We start from the raw sequence: 19,048 nt of genomic DNA on the forward strand, positions 1-19,048 counted from the left end.
CCCTCCGGAAACGACGCGACGCGACCGCCGACCGGGGGTCGGGGCCGCGTCGGAACACGTCGATCCGGGTCAGGACGAACGCGCGATCCGCGCCAGAACGCCGTGCACGAACGACCCCGAGTCGTCGGTCGAGAACTCCTTGGCGAGCTCCACGGCCTCGTCGATCGCGACGGCCGTGGGTACCTCGTCGTTGTAGAGGATCTCCCACGTTCCCATGCGCAGCAGGGCACGGTCGACGGCGGGCATGCGCTGCAGGGACCAGTCCTTCGAGAACGTGGTGATCTGCTCGTCGATCGCATCGCGATTGTCGATCACGCCGTCGACGATGTCGCGGGCGTAGAGCCACGACGCCTGGCGGTCGGGCTCTGATGCCGCGCGCTTGGCCTCGGTGGCGAGCATGACGGGAAGGTCCTCGCCGCGCACGTCGGCCTGGAAGAGGATGTCGAGGGCGCGCTTTCGCGCTTTGGTACGGGCGCTCAAGGTCAGCTGATGCGGCCGAGGTACTCGCCCGTGCGAGTGTCGACCTTGATCTTGGTGCCGGTCTCGAGGAACAGGGGAACCTGCATCTCGTAGCCGGTCTCGACGGTGGCGGGCTTGGTGCCGGCCGACGAGCGGTCGCCCTGCAGGCCCGGCTCGGTGTAGGTCACCTCGAGGATCACCGACGGCGGCATCTCGACGTAGAGCGGGTTGCCGTTATTGAGCGCGATCTGCACCTGCTGGTTCTCGAGCAGGAAGTTCGCGGCGTCGCCGACGGTGGCGGCGCCGACCGTGATCTGGTCGTAGTCGGCGACGTCCATGAAGACGAAGCCGTCACCATCGTTGTAGAGGTAGGTGAAGTCGCGGCGGTCGACGTTCTCGGTCTCGATCTTGGCGCCGGCGTTGAAGGTCTTGTCGACGACCTTGCCGCTCATGACGTTCTTCAGCTTCGTGCGGACGAACGCGCCGCCCTTTCCGGGCTTGACGTGCTGGAACTCCACGACGCTCCAGAGCTGACCGTCGATGTTCAGGACGATGCCGTTCTTGATGTCTGCGGTGGATGCCATGAGTGCCGATATTCCGTTTCGTGAGTCGAAGTGGGCGAGAGCCCGACGTCAGAGTCTACGCGATCCGCGCCGTCAGCCGTCGGCCCGACCCGAGACGACCTCGACGAGAAGATCGACCGCGCGGGCGTACCCGGGCACGCCCTCTCCGATGACGTGCACGACCGCGACGTCTTCGATGTACGAGAAGTGGCGGAACTCCTCGCGCTCCTTGATGTTCGAGATGTGCACCTCGGCGACGGGAAGGTGGACGGATGCCAGGGCATCGCGCAGTGCGACGGAGGTGTGCGTCAGCCCGCCGGCGTTGATCACGATCCCGGCGCAGTCGAGACGGGCGGCGTGGATCGCATCGATCAGCACGCCCTCGTGATTGCTTTGGATCGCCCGCACCTCGAGACCGTGGCGCTCGGCCGCCTCGGTGGTCACGCGCTCGACGTCGGCCAGGGTGTCGCGGCCGTAGATCTCGGGCTGCCTGGTGCCGAGCAGGTTGAGGTTCGGACCGTTGACGAGCAGGAGGCGGCGGGGCGTGGTCATGCCTGGCACGCTATCAGCGCCGACCTTGCGCGCTCAGGCGGACCGGAGCGGTCCCCGCGCCGTATCCGGCGTAGTCGTCCACGCGCTCGACGAACTCGAGGAAGACCTCGCCGATCGTGCGCGTGTAGAAGTGCAGGTACTCCCCCGCGGCGTCGCGGTCGTAGCCGAGGTGGAGCTCACGCAGCTCATCGATCGCGGCATCCGTCATCTCGAACCGTGCCGCGAGGTCGTCGTAATAGTTGCGAGGCATCGCGAGGGGAGCGAAGCCCCGGCCTCGTGCGGCGCGGGCCAGGGCGCGCACGTCGGTGCACGTGAACGCGACGTGCTGGGGCAGGGCGGCGCCGGCGCGCTCGCCCGCCAGAATCGGCGGTGCGACGTTGAGGGGCAGTCGCACTCCACCGCCGGGGGCGCCGAGTACGCGGCTCGCGACGAGCCCCTGCGGCCCCGGTACCTCGGTACTGCTGTCGACCCGTAGGGCGAACCCGGCGGTGTAGAAGAGGGTCGCTTCTTCGATCGCTTGCCAGGGCTGCGAGAGGCTCACGTGGTCGACACCGATCACCTCACTCGGGCGCTCGGGTTCGCCGTGCTCGAACTCCGCGACCCACGCCGGCTCACCCTCGTCTGCGGCCTGGGCCCAATACACCTCGGTGCCGTCGGGAGCGACGGCACCGTCGAGTCGCTCTTCGCTCGCGTAGGTGCGACGCCAGGCGCGCGGAACGCGAAGTTCGTCCATGCGCAGGTCGACCGCTTCGGCGTCGTCGACCTCGAGGCCGATGGCCGCGAGTCGCGGCTTCCATCCCCGCGCGTGCTGTTCGTTCAGCACGACGCGCGCGTTCCCGGCGGTCCACAGGGTCACGGGCTTCGTGCGGTGGCGTCCGCGAGAGGTGAAGCCGAGCTGTCCCAGGAGCTCCTCGACGGCGGAGGTGTCCTCCGCCTTGATCTCGACGAAGTCCACCCCCGAGGGGGCCGCAGAGTCGGGGAGCATGCGCAGCGCGGCCGGCGCTGTGGGCCGAGCGCGCGCCACCGCGTCTTCGAGCCAGCGCAGCGACCGCCGCGCATGGCGGGCCGTGCGCAGCGCGTCGGTCTGGCGGAAGGTGTCGTTGAACACCTCGAGCGAGCAGGGCCCCGAGTAGCCGGCATCCACGACCCTCGCCGTGAAGTCCACGAGGTCGAAGTCCCCTTCGCCGGGGAAGAGGCGGTGGTGGCGACTCCATGAGAGCACGTCCATGCTCAGGCGCGGGGCGTCGGCGAGCTGGACGAAGAAGATCTTCTCGGCGGGGATCCGGGCGATGTCGGCCGGGTCGTGCCCGCGAGAGAGGATGTGGAACGAATCGAGGCAGACCCCGACCGCGGGGTGCGCGGCGAGCTCGACGATGTGCCAGGCCCGGCGGTAGTCGTCGACGAAGCGGCCCCACGCGAGCGCTTCGAAGGCGATCCGGATGTCGTACCTCTGTGCGAGGTCTCCGAGTCGGCGCAACTGCCCGGCCGACACCTCGTCGTCGTCGATCGTCGCGGTCGCGACATTGCTGCAGCACAGCACGAGGTCGATGCCGAGGCGGTTCATGAGCCGGAATTTGGCCTCGGCGCGGCGGAGGACGGCGGAGAACGCGACCTCGTCGACGCCCTCCACGTCGCGCATCGGTTGGTAGAGGTCGAGGGTGAGGTTCAGGCGCACCGCGAGCGCGGCGATCTCCTCGGGGCTCTCGGGGGCCGCAAGCAGGTCGGGTTCGAAGATCTCGACGCCGTCGAAGCCGGCGTCGGCGCACGCGTGGAGTTTGTCGGCCAGGGTGCCGCTGATGCAGACGGTCGCCATCGAGGTCCTCATGGCGGCCGAATGTACCAGTTAGTACAAACGGGGTCCACTCCCCCGTCCAGTAGGTTGAAGCCATGGCCGAGGCACGTCGAGACGCCGAACGCACGCGTTCCGAACTGCTCGCGGTGGCGACGGAGGTGTTCGCCGAGGACGGCTTCTCGGGCGCCCGCGTCGATGAGATCGCCGCCCGCACGCGCACCACGAAGCGGATGATCTACTACTACTTCGGCAGCAAAGAGGGGCTCTACCGGGCCGTCCTCGAAGAGGCCTACCGCGGGATCCGCGAGGCCGAGCGGGCGATCGACGTCGACCACGCCGACCCGGTCGACGCGATCCGCGCCCTGGCCGAACTGACCTACGACCACCACGTCGGGCACGACGCCTTCATCCGGCTGGTCGCGATCGAGAACATCCACCGCGGCGCCTTCATCCGGCAGATCGAAGGGCTGCGCACCCTGTCGCAGCCGGCCAAGGGCCTGCTCGACGAGATCCTCGAGCGCGGTCGCGCCGACGGCATCTTCCGCGCCGACGTCGACGCGATCGACGTGCACCTGGTGATCAGCTCGTACTGCGTGTTCCAGGTCGCCAACCAGTACACGTTCGGGCACCTGTTCGACGTCGACCTCGCCGCCCCCGACCGACGCTCCCACCTGCGCGCGGTGATCGGCGATGTCGTCGTCGGCTGGCTCACAGCTCCCGCGCGCTGATCGCACGGGCGGCGCCGGCCCTCGAGGGGCGAGTCTGCCGGAGATCGGCGTGTTCTCTGCGGTCGGGAGTTCCGTCCGCGGCAGAGCGGGCGGGCCGGGCGCCGCGCCGGCGCGGTGGCCCGGGCACTCGGCATCCGGATTCCGTCGTTGACAGCACGGAGCGACCGTGGTTTCCTCTGAACGTACCGGTTAGTACATACGCCGGTGTCGCGGAGACGAAGGAGTACCGTGATCGACTCGCACCCCTACCTCGTGGGCCTCATCGGCACGGGCGTGCTCCCGTCGCTGACGCCGCCCATGCACATGGCCGAGGCGCGTGCGCTCGGACTCACCTACGTGTACCGCCCGCTCGACCTCACCGCTCTCGGCATCGACCCCGACCGTATCGGCGACGTGCTCTCCTGGGCCGAACGTCTCGGCTACGACGCCGTCAACGTCACCCACCCCTGCAAGCAGAGCGTGCTCGCCCACCTCGATCGCATCGACCCGGTCGCCGCGGCCCTCGGAGCGGTCAACACCGTGCTCTTCACCCCCACCGGGCGCGTCGGCCACAACACCGACACGACCGGTTTCGCCGCCGCGTTCACCGATGGGCTTCCGGATGCCGAGACCCGGCATGTCATCCAGCTCGGCGCCGGTGGGGCGGGGTCGGCCGTCGCCGACGCGCTGCTGCGCCTGGGCGCCGCCAGGCTGAGCATCGTCGACCTCGATCCGGCGCGAGCGCGGGGCCTGGCGGACGACCTCGGGGCGCGGCATCCGCTCGCCGTCGTCGACACCGCCTCCCCCGCCGACCTGCCCGCCGTGCTCGCCGACGCCGATGGCCTCGTGCACTGCACCCCCGTCGGCATGGCGGAGCACCCCGGACTCCCCCTCGACGCCGACCTGCTGCGGTCCGAGCTGTGGGTCGCCGACATCGTCTACCGACCCCTCGACACCGAACTCCTCGTCGCCGCGCGCGAGCGCGGATGCCGCACCCTCAGCGGCGGACGCATGGCGGTCCACCAGGCCGTCGACGCCTTCGCCCTCATCACCGGGACGCGACCCGATCCCGACCGCATGACCGCCCACTTCCTCGACCTCGTCTCTTCCGATCAGCCTGTCGACCTGATCGTCGACCCGGCCCTCGCCCGCTAAGGAGCACTCGTCCATGACCACCACCGCAACGACGCGGAAGACTCCCGTGAAGGCGGCCACCGCCAGCTTCATGGGAAGCGCCGTGGAGTACTACGACTTCTTCCTGTTCGGCTCGGCCGCCGCCCTCATCTTCCCGACGGTGTTCTTCCCGTCGGGAGACCAGGCCGCACTCGTGATGTCGTTCGCGACCTTCGGGTTCGCCTACATCGCGCGTCCCGTCGGTGCCGTGATCCTCGGCCACTTCGGAGACCGCATCGGTCGCCAGAAGGTGCTGATGTTCACCCTGCTGCTGATGGGGCTCTCGACCTTCATCATCGGCTGCCTCCCCGGCTTCGCGCAGATCGGCTGGTTCGCTCCGGCCCTGCTCGTTCTCTGCCGCCTCGCCCAGGGGCTCTCGGCCGCCGGCGAGCAGGCGGGCGCGTCGTCGCTCACCCTGGAGCACGCCCCCGACTCGCGCCGCTCGTTCTTCACCTCGTGGACGCTCACCGGCACCCAGGGCGGACAGATCCTCGCGGCCCTCATCTTCATCCCGGTCGTCGCCCTGCCCGATGAGATCAAGTTCTCGTGGGGCTGGCGCGTGCCGTTCTGGCTGAGCGCGGTCGTCGTGGTCGTGGCGTTCTTCATCCGCCGGAGCCTGCACGAGACGCCCGAGTTCGAGCAGGCGAAGGCCGACGGACAGATCGCCCGCATGCCGCTCGTGCCGCTTCTGAGGAACCACTGGCGCGACGTGCTGCGCGTCATCTGCTGCGCGTTCATCGCCGCCGTGTCGACCGTGTTCGGCACGCTCGCCATCGCGTACGGCAAGGAGCAGGGACTCGATGCCAGCGTCACCCTGTGGCTCGTCGTCGTGGCCAATGTCGTCGCCCTGCTCACCCAGCCCCTGTTCGGCAAGCTCGCCGACCGGATCGGCCGCAAGCCCGTCTTCGTCTACGGGGCGCTGTCGTCGGCGGTGTTCATGCCGTTCTACATGCTGTCGATGGGGGCGGGGAACACCCTCGTCACCTTCGGTCTCGCGATCCTCACCTTCTCGTGCGGGTACGCGGCCGCCAACGCCGTGTGGCCCTCGTTCTACGGCGAGATGTTCAGTGTTCGCGTGCGCTTCTCGGGAATGGCGATCGGCACGCAGCTCGGCTTCCTCATGGCCGGGTTCGCTCCGAGCATCGTCGCGGCGCTCGGCGGAGGCTCTGCCGGCGGCTGGGTCGTGATCAGCGTCTTCACCGCGGTCATCGCGGTGATCGCCTCGGTGAGCGCTCTGACAGCTCGCGAGACCAAGGACGTGCCCACCGATCAGCTGGGTCTCGCGGCCGAGCGTCGCGTCCCGGCCACGGTCTGACCCCTCGCGCGCGGCCTCGTCTCCTCCGGGAGGCGGGGCCGCGCGTGGGTCGATCTCGCCGTCGGGCGGTGCGCGTCAGAGCGTGCGCAACGACCGGCTCATCGCGAGCTCGGCGCCGATCGGGCCCGTGAACTCCTCGCCCGTCGGTACGAAGCCAGCGCGACGATAGACGGCCTGGGCTCGCAGGTTGTCGACGTGCACATCGAGCGACAGCGTCTCGAAGCCCTGCGCGGCCGTCCACCGCGCGGCGGCGTCGAGCAGCGCGTCGATCGCACCGGTCCCCCGCGCCTCGGGCGCGACGTACACGCCCACGACGTCGGCGCGTCCGACGCTGAGCCGCCGACCCGTGTGGTCGACCTCTCCCGCGTGACGCACCAGCACGGTCACGGAGCCGACCCACGCCTCGGCGTCCTCGGCCACCAACATCGCCGCCGAACCCCCGGTCGCCCCGGCTGCGGCGCGATCCTCCCAGAACGACGGGTCGCGCTCGAGTTCCTCCTCAGCGGTGGTGAGGAAGGCGATGGATGCCACCGGGTCGCTCACCGCGCGCAGTCGCAGCGCGCGCACGCGATCGCCCTCGCCCGCGCGCACGCGGCGCACGGTGATGCTCATGCCCGCGGCGCCCCGCTCACGCCCCGACCTCCTGGTACGCCGCGAACAGCAGCGACTCATCGGGTGCCTGCAGCACGGTCGGCCGGGCCAGGTCGTCGAGCACGATGAAGCGCAGCATGCTGCCGCGGCTCTTCTTGTCGCGTTGCATCGTGGCCTTGAGCGTCTGGAACGCCCCCGCGCGGTACGTCGTGGGAAGCCCCAGCGACTCCAGCACGGTGCGGTGACGCTGAGCCACGTCGTCGGACAGGCGACCCGCGAGACGCGACAGCTCGGCGGCGAACACCATGCCGACCGAGATCGCCGCGCCGTGACGCCAGCGGTAGCGCTCGGCGTGCTCGATCGCGTGGCCCAGGGTGTGTCCGTAGTTGAGCACCTCGCGCAGCCCCGCCTCGCGCAGGTCTTCACCGACGACACGCGCCTTCATGTCGATCGCGAGTTCGACGCACCGGCGGAAAGCGTCGCCGCGCGGGTTCACGATCCCCTCCGGGTCGGCCTCGATGAGATCGAGGATCTCCGGATGCCAGATGAAGCCCGCCTTGACCACCTCGGCGAACCCGGCGGTCGCCTCGTTCTTCGACAGCGTGTCGAGCAGGTCGAGGTCGCACACCACGGCGACCGGCGGCCAGAACGCGCCGACGAGGTTCTTGCCCTCGGCGGTGTTGATCCCGGTCTTGCCCCCGACGGCGGCATCCACCATTCCGAGAACGGTCGTGGGCACCTGGACGAGCGCGACCCCGCGCAGCCAGGTCGCCGCGACGAAGCCCGCGAGGTCGGTCACCGCTCCCCCGCCGAACCCGACCACGACGTCGGTGCGCGTGAAGTCGGCCTGACCCATGACCTGCCAGCAGAACGCCGCGACCTCGACGCGTTTGCCGGCCTCGGCATCCGGGATCTCGGCGAGCAGCACCTGGCGATCGCCCATGAGCTGGGCGCGGAGCTCTTCGGCCTGCTTCGCCAGCGTCGGCGGGTGGACCACGAGCACCTTCTGCGCCCCCGCCGGGAGCGTCTCGCCGAGCGAGGCGAGCAGGCCCCGTCCGATCGTGATGTCGTAGCCGGAATCGCCGGCGACGCTGATGGTGGTGGTGTCGGTCATGCCGTCTCTCCGGCCGGCACACGGCGTGCCCAGGCCACGATGTCGTCGACGACCCGCGCGAGCGGGCCCGACGAGGTGTCGAATGCGATGTCGGCGGTCTGCTCGTACACGGGCCGCCGTTCGTCGAAGATGCGCTGCCAGCGGTCGACGGGGTCTTCTCCGCCGAGCAACGGGCGGTCGTCGCCGTGGATCCGGGATGCCACCACATGCGGCGCCACCGTCAGCAGCACGACGTGATGCTCGCGCAGGCGTTCGCGCGTCAGCGGGTCGAGCACCGCTCCCCCGCCGAGCGCCACGACACCGCCGCGGGCCAGGGCCTCGACGACCGCCTCGCGCTCCAGGGCGCGGAAGTGCGGTTCGCCGTGGGCGACGAACAGAGCCGGGATCGGACCGTGGTCGCGCACGACGAGCTTGTCGGTGTCGGTGAACGGGGTGCCGAGCGCGCGCGCCACGCGGCGGCCCACGCTCGTCTTTCCCGCCCCCATCGGCCCGATGAGCACGACGGCGGGACCCGCGGACGCGGTCTTCGAAGCGGCGTCAGGCGAGGTCATGCGCGAGGAGCGCCGCGTCGGACGCGTCGGTCGTGCGCAGCGTCTCGGGCAGGTTCGCGAGGTAGGTCTCGACGTTGCGACGGGTCTCGACGATGTTGTCGCCGCCGAACTTCTCGAGCACGGCGTCGGCGAGGGTGATCGCGACCATGGCCTCGGCGACGACACCGGCGGCGGGCACCGCGCAGACGTCGGAGCGCTGGTGGTGGGCCGCGGCGGTGTCGCCCGTGGCGACGTCGACCGTGCGCAGGGCCTTGGGGATCGTGGCGATCGGCTTCATGCCCGCACGCACGCGCAGCACGGTGCCGGTGGACATGCCGCCCTCGGTGCCGCCCGCGCGGTCGGACGAACGCGTGATCCCGTCACCGGTGGCGAAGAGCTCGTCGTGCGCCTGCGAGCCGCGGCGGGTGGTGGTGAGGAAGCCGTCGCCGACCTCGACCCCCTTGATCGCCTGGATGCTCATGAGGGCCTGAGCGAGCTTGGCATCCAGTCGACGATCCCACTGCACGTGGGAGCCGAGTCCGGGCGGCAGACCGTAGGCGAGGACCTCGACGACACCGCCGAGGGTGTCGCCCGCCTTCTTCGCGTCGTCGACCTCGGCGACCATCGCGGCGCTCGTGTCGGCGTGGAAGCACCGCAGCGGATCGGCGTCCAGGCGGTCGACGTCATCGGGCGTCGGGAACTCCGCGTCGTCGGGGACGCGCACGGGACCGATCGAGAGCGTGTGGCTGACGAGGCGGATGCCGAGTTCGTTCAGGAACGAACGGGCGACGGCGCCGAGGGCGACGCGCGCGGCGGTCTCTCGAGCGGAGGCGCGCTCGAGGATGGGGCGGGCCTCGTCGAAGCCGTACTTCTGCATGCCGACCAGATCGGCGTGACCGGGGCGGGGGCGGGTGAGGGCGGCGCCGCGGCCGCGTGAGCGGTCGGAGAGCTCGACCGGCTCGGGGCTCATGACCTCGGTCCACTTCGGCCACTCGGTGTTGCCGATGCGCAGCGCGATGGGGCTGCCGATCGTGAAGCCGTGCACGATGCCGGTCGACAGCGACAGCTCGTCTTCCTCGAACTTCATGCGCGAACCCCGGCCATAGCCCAGGCGACGACGCGCCAGCTCGGCGCGGATCTGCGCCGAAGAGATGGGGACGCCGGCCGGCATCCCTTCCATGAGGGCGATCAGCTCGGGGCCGTGGGACTCGCCGGCGGTGAGAACGCGAAGCATGGTCCTAGTCTCCCATGAGCGCGGTGCGCATTGCGGACAGCACCGCGTCCTCGCGGTCGAGCGCGAGCGCGGGATCCCCTCCGACGAACACGCGCACCTGCAGCAGCGCCTGGTGCAGGAGCATCGCGAGACCGTCGTGCGCGGCAACGCCGGCGCGCTGCCACGCCCGCGCGAGCGGGGTCGGCCAGCCGCCGTAGACCACGTCGACCAGCGGACCGGAGACGGATGCCAGGTCATCGGCGACACGGCCGAGGTCGGTGCCCCCGGGCAGAGCCGCGATGGTGGCGTCGACGGGCTCGAGCGCGGCGTCGTCGAGGGCAGCGACGTGGAGGTCGATGTCGAGCTCGTCCGCGAGAGCGGCGATCGGTGCGGCCGCCTCGGGGCGGCGGGCACGCACCTCGACCCGTCCCGCTCCCGCACGGGCGGCGGCGACGACCGCGGAGGTCGCCGTCGCGCCGGCGCCCAGCACGCGGATGCTCGCGGGCTCCCGCACCCCGAACTCGTCGAGGGCGCGCGCGAGACCGCCCACGTCGGTGTTGAACCCCCGGGGTCCGTCCGCCGACAGCAGGAGGGTGTTGACCGCGCCGGTGCGGCGCGCATCGTCGTCGAGCGAGACGGCGGCGCGAGCGGCGGCGTGCTTGAGCGGCATGGTCAGGGAGAGGCCGCGCCAGTCGGCATCCAATCCGTCCATCGCAGCGGTGAAGCCCGCCTCGTCGACCTGACGACGCCCGTACTCCCAGTCAAGGCCCAGCACGCCGTACGCCGCCGAGTGCAGCCGGGGCGACCGCGAGTGCGCGATCGGGTCGCCCCAGACGGCGAGGCGGCGAGGGCCGGTCAGCATCCGCCGTTCGGGTTCTCGCGGCACCACTGCTGGAACTGCGCGACGGCCTTGAGCTGGTCGTCGTAGCTGGTCGAGAACACCGTCTCCCCCGTCGACAGGTTCACAGTCGTGAAGTAGTACCAGGGGCCGTCGACCGGATGCATCGCCGCGTCGATCGCGAGATCTCCGGCGTTGGCGATGGGTCCGACGGGCAGCCCGGGGTACTTGTACGTGTTGTACGGGTTGTCGCTCTCGAGGGCGTTCGCGCTCGACGACGACGCACCGGCGTCGAGCTCGTTCGCGCCGTACTGCGCGGTGGAGTCCATCTGCAGCAGACCGTGCGTCTCGGTGTTGTCGGGCTGCAGGCGGTTCTCGATGACGCGGGAGACCTTGTAGAAGTCCTCGCTGCTGCGGGCTTCGCGCTCGATGATCGAGGCGATGGTGAGCACGCGCTCCCGGTCGTCGGGGGCGACCCCGGCCTTGTCGAGTGACTCGATCGTGCGCTTGACCATCCGGTCGATGACCTGCTGAGCGCTGACCCCGTCGTCGAAGTCGTACGTCGCCGGGAAGATCCAGCCCTCGAGCGTCGAGGCCGACACCCCGTAGGCCGCCGGGTTGGCGACCGCGGCGTCGAGGTCGGCGCGGGCGATACCCGTCTGCTCCGAGATGATGTCGAGCGACTGCTTCATGGTCAGGCCCTCGCGCAGCTGCACCGAGTTGTCGAGGCGGCTGGCGGGGTCCCGCAGGGCCGCCAGGACCGCCTCCGAGGTCATCTGCTGCTGGAGCTTGTAGACGCCGGGCTGGAACGTGAACGCGACCGCGTTGTCGACCATGTACTTGTAGAGCGAATTGGAGGCCTTCGTCACTCCCGCCTCGAACAGCTTGGGCGAGACCGACGCGCCCGTGTCGCCGGAGACGATCGTCACGCGCGCCTCGCCGGTGGCCTGGCCGGCTTCGTAGTCGAGGGACTCCCCGTTGCCGAGGAAGGCCTGGATCCGCTCGCCGTAGGTGTTCCACAGGGCGAAGCCACCGCCGGCGACACCGCCCACGAGCAGCAGCACCACTGCGAGGGCGATCCACCGACCGACCCCGCGGCGACGCTTCGGGGGCTTCTGCGGAGCCCAGCCGATCTGCTGCGTGGTCGTCTGGCCCGTGAAGAGATCTTCCAGGGATCCGGATGCCGCGGAGCCGGGCGTCGCGGAGGCGGCGGCGGCCGTGCCGGCACCGGCGCCGACGAGGACGGGCTCGCGATCGCGCGCGGGCTCGGCGCTGCGCGCGGGCTCGCTGCGGCGGGGCTCGGAGGCGGGACGGGAGTCGGCGGCGGAACGTGCGGCGGGGGCATCGGCGCGGCGGGCCGCTGCCTGCCACGCGGCGGACTGCGTGTCGCGGGTCGGCTGCGGCGCGGATGAACGCGAGCCCGAGGCATTCTGGCGGGACGCCGGGGCGGCCGAGCCGGCGTCGACGGCTGCGGAAGTGGCCGCGGTGCTCCCCGTGCGGCGGGGGCCCGGGACGTCATCGTCAACGCGGCGGGCCGCGGGGGCCGGGCGCTCGCCCGTGCGGCGCGGTCCGGGAGTCTCGTCGCTCCGGCGGGCGGATGCCGGGCCCTGGGGCGCCTCGGCGTCAGCGCGGCGGAGTGGTTCGGCTGCCCGCGGCGTGGACGGGGCGGTGGCGGCACGGGGGGCGGCCTGCGCGGGGCGCTCGGCGGGCGCGTCGGCCCTCCGGCCGAGGTCGACGCCTTCGTCGGACGTCTGCGGGGTCACGGCGCCGCGAGGGGCAGCGGTACCGGGCTCCGTCGGCATCGCCGCCGAGGACTGCTCCGACGAGACGATCGGCGTGGCCTCGGTCGCGGCGCGTCGGGCTTCGCGGGCCGCCCGACGCGACGGCGGCGTCGCCTGCTTGTCGCCCGAGGAACGCGGGGAAGAGCGCGCACCGGTGCGCGGGTCGGGAAGACGACCGTAGAGATCCGCGAACGGATCGTTGTCGGGGGGCTGATTCTCGGGCATGTCAGGCGGGCTCCTGTCCCGGGGTGACGGTGGGTCCGGCCGGCTCGCCAGACTGTCGCTCCACGTCGAGCGCCTGCTGCAGAAGGACCACAGCGGCGACTTGGTCCACAATGCTACGAGAATCCCGCTGGGAACGCCCTGCTTCTCTCAACACGCCATGCGCGGAGACCGTACTCAGTCGTTCGTCGACCAGCCGCACGGGCATGGGGAGCGCGTCCGCCAGGGCAGCCGCGAAGGTCCGGGCGTCGGTGGTCGATGCCGTGTCCTCCCCGCGCAGGTTGAGCGGAAGCCCGACCAGGATCTCGAAGGCATCGTACTCCGTCGCGAGAGCCGCGATCCGGCGGATCGGCTCCCCCTTGCGGGGCACGGTCTCGACCGGAACGGCCAGCACCCCGTCCGGATCCGACCGTGCCACGCCCACGCGGGCACGCCCGACGTCGATACCGAACCGGATGCCGCGCCGGAACGCCGTCACGCGGTGGTCGCCTGCACGTCCGCGACGATGCCGTCGAGCGCCTGCGGCAGAGCCGTGGCATCCGTCCCGCCACCCTGGGCGACGTCGGGACGACCCCCGCCGCCGCCGCCGAGCACGCCCGCGGCGTTCTTCGCCAGGGCTCCTGCGGCGAGACCCCGCTCGCGCGCGGCGTCGTTGGTGACGACGACGACCGTGGCACGACCACCCGCGACGCTCGCGAGCGCGACGACCGCGGGGTCATTGCCCAGGCGGTCGCGCACCTGCAGGGCGAGCGAGCGCACGTCGTCGGCCGACGCGCCCTCGCCTAGGCTCTGCGCGACGACGCGCACAGTACCGACGGCGACGGCCGACTCGACGAGCTGCGGAAGGCGACCGGTCAGGGCCTGCGCCTCGAAGGCGGCGATCTTCTTCTCGGCGGCCTTGAGGTTGGCGGCCAGCTCCGCGATGCGCGTGGGCAGCTGCTCGCGCGGGGTCTTCAGGCTCGTGCTCAGCTGCGAGACGATCGCGCGCTCGGCGGCGAGGTCGCGGAAGGCGTCGAGGCCGACCAGGGCCTCCACACGGCGGTTGGACGCGCCGACCGACTGCTCCCCGACGAGGTTGACCAGGCCGATCTCGGCGCTGCGGGCGACGTGGGTGCCACCGCACAGCTCGCGCGACCAGGGGCCGCCGATGTCGACCATGCGCACGGTGTCGCCATACTTCTCGCCGAACAGCGCCATGGCGCCGGCGGCCTTCGCCTCGTCGAGCGACATCACGCGCGTGGTGACCTCGAGGTTGTCGCGCACGGCGTTGTTGGCGATGTCTTCGATCTCGGTGCGGGTCTCGGGCGACAGTGCCGAGCCCCAGCTGAAGTCGAAGCGCATGTATCCGGCGCGGTTGAGCGAACCGGTCTGCGTCGCGGTCTTGCCGAGCGTGTCGCGGATCGCCGCGTGCACGAGGTGCGTGGCGGTGTGCGCCTGCTGGGCGGCGTGGCGGTTGAGCGCGTCGACGACCGTGGTCGCCGGGGCGCCGACCGACACCTCGCCGGTGGTCACCTCGACGGTGTGGCTCACCAGGCCCGGAACCGGGCGCTGAACGTCGAGCACTTCGAGCTCGTAGCCCGGGCCGACGATGACGCCCTTGTCGGCGACCTGGCCGCCCGACTCGGCGTACAGGGCGGTCTCGGCGAGGATGACCTCGGCGATCTGGCCCTCCGACGCGCGGTCGGCGCCCTGACCCTGCACGAGGATGCCGAGCACCTTCGACTCCGTCTGCATCTCGGTGTAGCCGGTGAAGACGGTCTCACCCTGCGCGCGGAACTCGCGGTACGCGCTCTGGTCGGCGATCGCCCCCTTGCGGGCCCGGGCGTCGGTCTTGGCGCGCGTGCGCTGCTCCTGCATGAGGGTGTCGAACGCGGCGCGGTCGACCGACAGCCCCGCCTCTTCGGCGATCTCGAGGGTGAGGTCGATCGGGAAGCCGTAGGTGTCGTGCAGCAGGAACGCCTCGGAGCCCGACAGGGTGGTGCCGCCGCCGTTCTTGGCCTCGACGACCGACTGGTCGAGGATCGCGGACCCGGCCGCGAGGGTGCGGAGGAACGTCTGCTCCTCGGCGATCGCGTAGGCCGAGAGGCGCGCATAGTCGGCCTCGACCTCCGGGTACGACTCCTTCATCGCATCGCGCGAGGCGGCGAAGAGCTCGGGGAAGGTGGCACCCTCGACGCCGAGCAGGCGCATCGAGCGGATGGCGCGGCGCATGATGCGGCGCAGGATGTAGCCGCGGCCCTCGTTCGAGGGGGTGACGCCGTCGGCGAGCAGCATGAGCGAGGAACGCACGTGGTCGGCGACGATGCGCAGGCGCACGTCATCTTCGTGCGACTCCTGGCCGTACGACTTGCCGGCCAGCTTGGCGGCCAGATCGAGCACGGGGCGCACCTGGTCGGTCTCGTACATGTTGTCGACGCCCTGCTTGATGAACGCGATGCGCTCGAGGCCCATGCCGGTGTCGATGTTCTTGGCGGGGAGCTCGCCGACGATGTCGAAGTCGTACTTCGAGCGCACGTTGGTGATCTCGTACTGCATGAAGACGAGGTTCCAGATCTCGACGTAGCGGTCGTCGTCGGTGGCGGGACCGCCGTCGATGCCGTAGTCGGGGCCGCGATCGAAGAAGATCTCCGAGCAGGGTCCGGCGGGCCCCGGGAGGCCCGTCGACCAGTAGTTCGTGTCCTTGCCCAGGCGCTGGATGCGCTCGTCGGGCAGGGTGCTGAGCTTCAGCCAGAGCTCGCGCGCCTCGTCGTCCTCTTCGTAGACGGTGACCCAGAGGTCCTTCGGGTCGAAGCCGAGGCCGCCCTCCGCCTCGGGAGCGGTGAGCAGCTCCCAGGCGAAGCGGATCGCGTCTTCCTTGAAGTAGTCGCCGAACGACCAGTTGCCGAGCATCTGGAAGAAGGTGCCGTGACGCGGCGTCTTGCCGACCTCTTCGATGTCGTTGGTGCGGATGCACTTCTGCACGTCGGCCGCGCGCGGGTACGGCGGCGGTACGACTCCGCTGAGGTACGGGATGAAGGGCACCATGCCCGCCACGGTGAACAGCAGGGCCGGGTCGTCGGTGACGAGCGAGGCCGAGGGGACGATCGTGTGGTTCTTCTTCTCGAAGAAGTCGAGGAAGCGCTGGGCGATCTCGGCGGTTTTCATGGCGGGTCTTTCCGTACGCATGCGGATCCGCCCCGCGGGTGGGGGCGGGAGGCCGGAGGGGGTCAGTCGGAGGGGGAAACGGCCTTCTTGGCGGCGCTGGTGGCGTCGTCGACGGCGTCGGCGGTCTTCTCGACCGCGGAGGAGGCGACGCTCTTCGCGTCGTCGATGATCTCGGAGAGGCGGGTCTCCTGCGCGTGATAGGCGTCGCTCATGCGATCGGTGAACTCGCCGATGCGCGAGTCGAGCTGCGCGAGCACCTCCTGCCCGCGGGGGTCCTTGTTGACGAGGTGGGCGGCGACGAACCCGCCGATGATGCCCAACGCGAACCAGACGAGGCTTCTCACGATCACCACTTCTTCCTCGATACGACGCCGCGGACGCGGCATCCCCCATCGTAGGCGAGCGCTTCCGCCGAACGCGCGTCGAGCGACGGGATGCCGTGCCTTCCGGCATCCATTCTCCGCTTTCGCCCCGCGGACCCGACGGGGAAGCTCGGCGCGGTGATGTGCCCGCCCGGTGCGCCCGCCGCGGGGACACGACGCCGCTCTGCGCGGTGGCTGCCCGCCCGGCGCGCCCGCCGCGGGGACACGGCGCAGGAGTTCCGGCGGGCCCGGCGCGCGTGCGCGGTACACGCGGAGGTGTGGTCGGGAAAAGTCTTGCGTCGTGTCGCGGGAGCGGCGCGCGCGGAACCGGGAACGACGAAGGGCGCCGGGAGAACCCGACGCCCTGCGTGTGCTCGCTGGGATCAGCGGGCGGCGTAGTACTCGACGACGAGCTGCACGTCACACGTGACGGGCACCTCGGCGCGCTTGGGGCGACGCACGAGCTTCGCCTGGAGCGTTGCGAGGTCGACCTCGAGGTAGCCCGGAACGGGGGGCAGCACCTCGGCGTGCCCACCGGCGGCGGCGACCTGGAAGGGCTCGAGGCCCTCGCTCTTCGGCTTGACGTGGATCTGCTGACCCGGCTTCACGCGGAACGACGGGCGGTCCACGAGCTGGCCGTCGACCAGGATGTGGCGGTGCACGACGAGCTGGCGAGCCTGCGCGGTGGTGCGGGCGAAGCCCGAACGCACGACGAGGGCGTCGAGACGCATCTCGAGCAGCTCGACCAGGTTCTCACCGGTCAGGCCCTCGGTGCGGCGGGCCTCGTTGAACGCGATGCGCAGCTGCTTCTCGCGGATGCCGTACTGCTCGCGCAGACGCTGCTTCTCGCGCAGACGGACGGCGTAGTCGCTGTCGGCCTTGCGCTTGGTGCGGCCGTGCTCGCCGGGAGCGTAGGGACGCTTCTCGAGGTAGCGGGCGGCCTTGGGGGTGAGTGCGACGCCGAGGGCGCGCGACAGACGCACCTTGCGGCGGTCCTGAGACTTCGTGGTCACGAAGTGCTCCTTCCGATGACGCGGCCGCGCCTTTCGCGGCTCGCGGGCGTATCGCCCCCTTCCGCCCGATCCGGAGCGCACGCCGGGGCGCACCGGAAGGTGATCACAGGAAGGAGGGGATGCCCGAAAACCCTGTTTCGAGCCGGTTCATGTTATCAGAGCGGGCCGGGCGCATTCCGGATGCCGTGTCAGCGCCCCTCGAGGATGCGGCGGATCTTCTCGAGGCGCGCCGACACGTCGCGTTCGGCGCCGTGGCTGGTGGGCTGGTAGTACCGCCTGCCGACGAGCTCGTCTGGCAGATACTGCTGCGTGACGATGCCGATCTCGCTGTCGTGCGCGTACTTGTACCCCTTGCCGTGCCCGAGGCGCTTGGCCCCGGGATAGTGGGCGTCGCGCAGATGCATCGGCACACGTCCGAAGCCGCCCGCGCGCACGTCGGCGATCGCGGCGTTGATGGCGTTGTAGGCGGCGTTCGATTTGGCCGTGGTGGCGAGGTACACCGTGGCCTCGGCGAGGGGGATGCGCCCCTCGGGCATGCCGATGAAGGCGACGGCGTCGGCCGCGGCCACCGCGATCTGCAGAGCCTGCGGGTCGGCCATCCCGATGTCTTCCGCGGCCGAGATGACCAGGCGCCGCGCGATGAAGCGGGGGTCCTCCCCCGCCTCGATCATCCGCGCGAGGTAGTGGATCGCGGCATCCGGATCCGAACCGCGTACCGACTTGATGAACGCGCTGATGACGTCGTAGTGCTCGTCGCCCTGGCGGTCGTAGCGCAGCAGGGCGCGGTCGACGGCCTGCGCGATGTGGTCGGCGGTGATGACGGGGAGCTCGTCGCCCGCGCCGGTGAACGGGCCCGGATCGTCTTCGTCTTCTTCGTCGTCTTCCGCGGGCGCGGGGAGCCCCGCGTCGTCGCCGGCGACCGAGGCCGCGGCCTCGAGGGCCGTCAGGGCGCGGCGCGCGTCTCCGGATGCCAGACGCACCAGGGCGGCTCGGGCCTCGTCGTCGAGCACCACCCGACCGGCCAGACCGCGCGGGTCGGTCACGGCCCGATCGACCAGCGCGCCGAGGTCGTCGTCGCCGAGGGGGCGCAGGGTGAGAAGGAGCGAGCGGGAGAGCAACGGCGAGATCACCGAGAACGAGGGGTTCTCGGTGGTCGCGGCGATCAGCACGACCCAGCCGTTCTCGACACCGGGGAGAAGCGCGTCCTGCTGGGCCTTGGTGAAGCGGTGGATCTCGTCGAGGAAGAGGATGGTCGACTGCCCGTACAGATCGCGCTGCGAGAGGGCCTCTTGCATGACCTCGCGCACGTCTTTCACGCCCGCCGTGATCGCCGACAGCTCGACGAAGCGGCGCCCCGACGATCGCGCGATCGCCTGCGCGAGGGTCGTCTTGCCTGTGCCGGGCGGCCCCCACAGGATGACCGAGACGGCCGATCCGGATGCCGAGGAGTCGGTCGTGGCGAGCGTGACCAGCGGAGACCCCGGTCGCAGCAGATGCCCCTGGCCGGCGACCTCGTCGAGGCTCACGGGCCGCATGCGCACCGCGAGCGGCGTCTGGCCCTGGAACAACGCGGAGGAAGGGGTCACCCCTCCAGGCTAACCGCGGCCTCCGACACCGCGTCCGCGCGAGGTGTTCGCGCGCGGGGAACCGGGGCGCCGGGCGCCTCTTTGTAGGATCGA

General features: G+C 70.9%; 18 protein-coding genes. 3 read left to right on the plus strand and 15 right to left on the minus strand.

What is annotated here, in order from left to right:
• Positions 1-69: 69 nt before the first annotated feature.
• The 4 genes from nusB to F9B98_RS09520 all read right to left on the minus strand — a co-directional run bounded on the left by nusB (position 70) and on the right by F9B98_RS09520 (position 3,399).
• Complete coding sequence (nusB, locus tag F9B98_RS09505) at positions 70-480, minus strand: transcription antitermination factor NusB (RefSeq protein WP_150956484.1); 411 nt, start codon at positions 478-480, stop codon at positions 70-72.
• A gap of 2 nt (positions 481-482) precedes the next feature.
• Entirely contained in the window at positions 483-1,043 is a 561-nt protein-coding gene (gene efp / locus F9B98_RS09510; RefSeq protein ID WP_150956487.1) for an elongation factor P, read from the minus strand.
• A 72-nt stretch (positions 1,044-1,115) separates the two neighbouring features.
• On the minus strand, positions 1,116-1,574 hold the full coding sequence (locus F9B98_RS09515; protein WP_150956490.1) for a type II 3-dehydroquinate dehydratase: 459 nt from the start codon (positions 1,572-1,574) through the stop codon (positions 1,116-1,118).
• A gap of 13 nt (positions 1,575-1,587) precedes the next feature.
• Positions 1,588-3,399: a sugar phosphate isomerase/epimerase and 4-hydroxyphenylpyruvate domain-containing protein gene (locus tag F9B98_RS09520; RefSeq protein WP_150956493.1), complete on the minus strand. Its 1,812-nt coding sequence runs from the start codon at positions 3,397-3,399 to the stop codon at positions 1,588-1,590.
• Between the two features lie 62 nt (positions 3,400-3,461).
• On the opposite strand from F9B98_RS09520, the gene F9B98_RS09525 reads away from it, so the two are divergent.
• The 3 genes from F9B98_RS09525 (at position 3,462) to F9B98_RS09535 (ending at position 6,561) form a co-directional block, all read left to right on the plus strand.
• Entirely contained in the window at positions 3,462-4,094 is a 633-nt protein-coding gene (locus F9B98_RS09525) for a TetR/AcrR family transcriptional regulator (protein WP_150956496.1), read from the plus strand.
• A 228-nt stretch (positions 4,095-4,322) separates the two neighbouring features.
• Positions 4,323-5,228: a shikimate dehydrogenase gene (locus F9B98_RS09530; protein WP_150956501.1), complete on the plus strand. Its 906-nt coding sequence runs from the start codon at positions 4,323-4,325 to the stop codon at positions 5,226-5,228.
• Between the two features lie 13 nt (positions 5,229-5,241).
• Entirely contained in the window at positions 5,242-6,561 is a 1,320-nt protein-coding gene (locus tag F9B98_RS09535) for an MFS transporter (RefSeq protein ID WP_150956503.1), read from the plus strand.
• Positions 6,562-6,636: 75 nt separating this feature from the next.
• Here the strand turns inward: F9B98_RS09535 and F9B98_RS09540 are convergent, their stop codons facing one another.
• The 11 genes from F9B98_RS09540 to F9B98_RS09590 form a co-directional block, all read right to left on the minus strand.
• Positions 6,637-7,173, minus strand: a complete 537-nt coding sequence (locus F9B98_RS09540) for a GNAT family N-acetyltransferase (RefSeq protein ID WP_150956507.1) — start codon at positions 7,171-7,173, stop codon at positions 6,637-6,639.
• A 16-nt stretch (positions 7,174-7,189) separates the two neighbouring features.
• On the minus strand, positions 7,190-8,266 hold the full coding sequence (gene aroB, locus F9B98_RS09545) for a 3-dehydroquinate synthase (RefSeq protein WP_150956510.1): 1,077 nt from the start codon (positions 8,264-8,266) through the stop codon (positions 7,190-7,192).
• Positions 8,263-8,817, minus strand: coding sequence for a shikimate kinase (locus F9B98_RS09550; RefSeq protein WP_150956513.1), 555 nt, complete (start codon positions 8,815-8,817; stop codon positions 8,263-8,265). The genes aroB and F9B98_RS09550 overlap by 4 nt, the downstream gene beginning before the upstream one ends.
• Complete coding sequence (gene aroC / locus F9B98_RS09555) at positions 8,804-10,030, minus strand: chorismate synthase (protein WP_150956516.1); 1,227 nt, start codon at positions 10,028-10,030, stop codon at positions 8,804-8,806. Before aroC ends, F9B98_RS09550 begins: the two co-directional genes overlap by 14 nt.
• Before the next feature lie 4 nt (positions 10,031-10,034).
• Positions 10,035-10,871, minus strand: coding sequence for a shikimate dehydrogenase (locus F9B98_RS09560; protein ID WP_150956519.1), 837 nt, complete (start codon positions 10,869-10,871; stop codon positions 10,035-10,037).
• Positions 10,865-12,853 (minus strand): endolytic transglycosylase MltG, encoded by a 1,989-nt coding sequence (mltG, locus tag F9B98_RS09565; RefSeq protein WP_150956521.1) that lies wholly within the window; start codon positions 12,851-12,853, stop codon positions 10,865-10,867. Before mltG ends, F9B98_RS09560 begins: the two co-directional genes overlap by 7 nt.
• Position 12,854: 1 nt before the next feature.
• The gene (gene ruvX / locus F9B98_RS09570; protein ID WP_150956524.1) at positions 12,855-13,328 is read right to left on the minus strand and encodes a Holliday junction resolvase RuvX; all 474 of its coding nucleotides are present in this window, start codon (positions 13,326-13,328) and stop codon (positions 12,855-12,857) included.
• Positions 13,325-15,994: an alanine--tRNA ligase gene (alaS, locus tag F9B98_RS09575; RefSeq protein ID WP_150956527.1), complete on the minus strand. Its 2,670-nt coding sequence runs from the start codon at positions 15,992-15,994 to the stop codon at positions 13,325-13,327. The genes ruvX and alaS overlap by 4 nt, the downstream gene beginning before the upstream one ends.
• A 62-nt stretch (positions 15,995-16,056) precedes the next feature.
• Positions 16,057-16,338 carry an ATPase gene (locus F9B98_RS09580; RefSeq protein WP_225310297.1) on the minus strand — a complete coding sequence of 94 codons (282 nt, stop codon included), beginning with the start codon at positions 16,336-16,338 and terminating at the stop codon, positions 16,057-16,059.
• A gap of 401 nt (positions 16,339-16,739) precedes the next feature.
• Complete coding sequence (rpsD, locus tag F9B98_RS09585) at positions 16,740-17,369, minus strand: 30S ribosomal protein S4 (protein ID WP_150956532.1); 630 nt, start codon at positions 17,367-17,369, stop codon at positions 16,740-16,742.
• A gap of 188 nt (positions 17,370-17,557) precedes the next feature.
• Positions 17,558-18,955 carry a replication-associated recombination protein A gene (locus F9B98_RS09590; protein WP_150956535.1) on the minus strand — a complete coding sequence of 466 codons (1,398 nt, stop codon included), beginning with the start codon at positions 18,953-18,955 and terminating at the stop codon, positions 17,558-17,560.
• Positions 18,956-19,048 lie beyond the last annotated feature (93 nt).

The organism is Microbacterium testaceum StLB037, from assembly GCF_008763945.1.
GTDB lineage: Bacteria > Actinomycetota > Actinomycetes > Actinomycetales > Microbacteriaceae > Microbacterium > Microbacterium testaceum_G.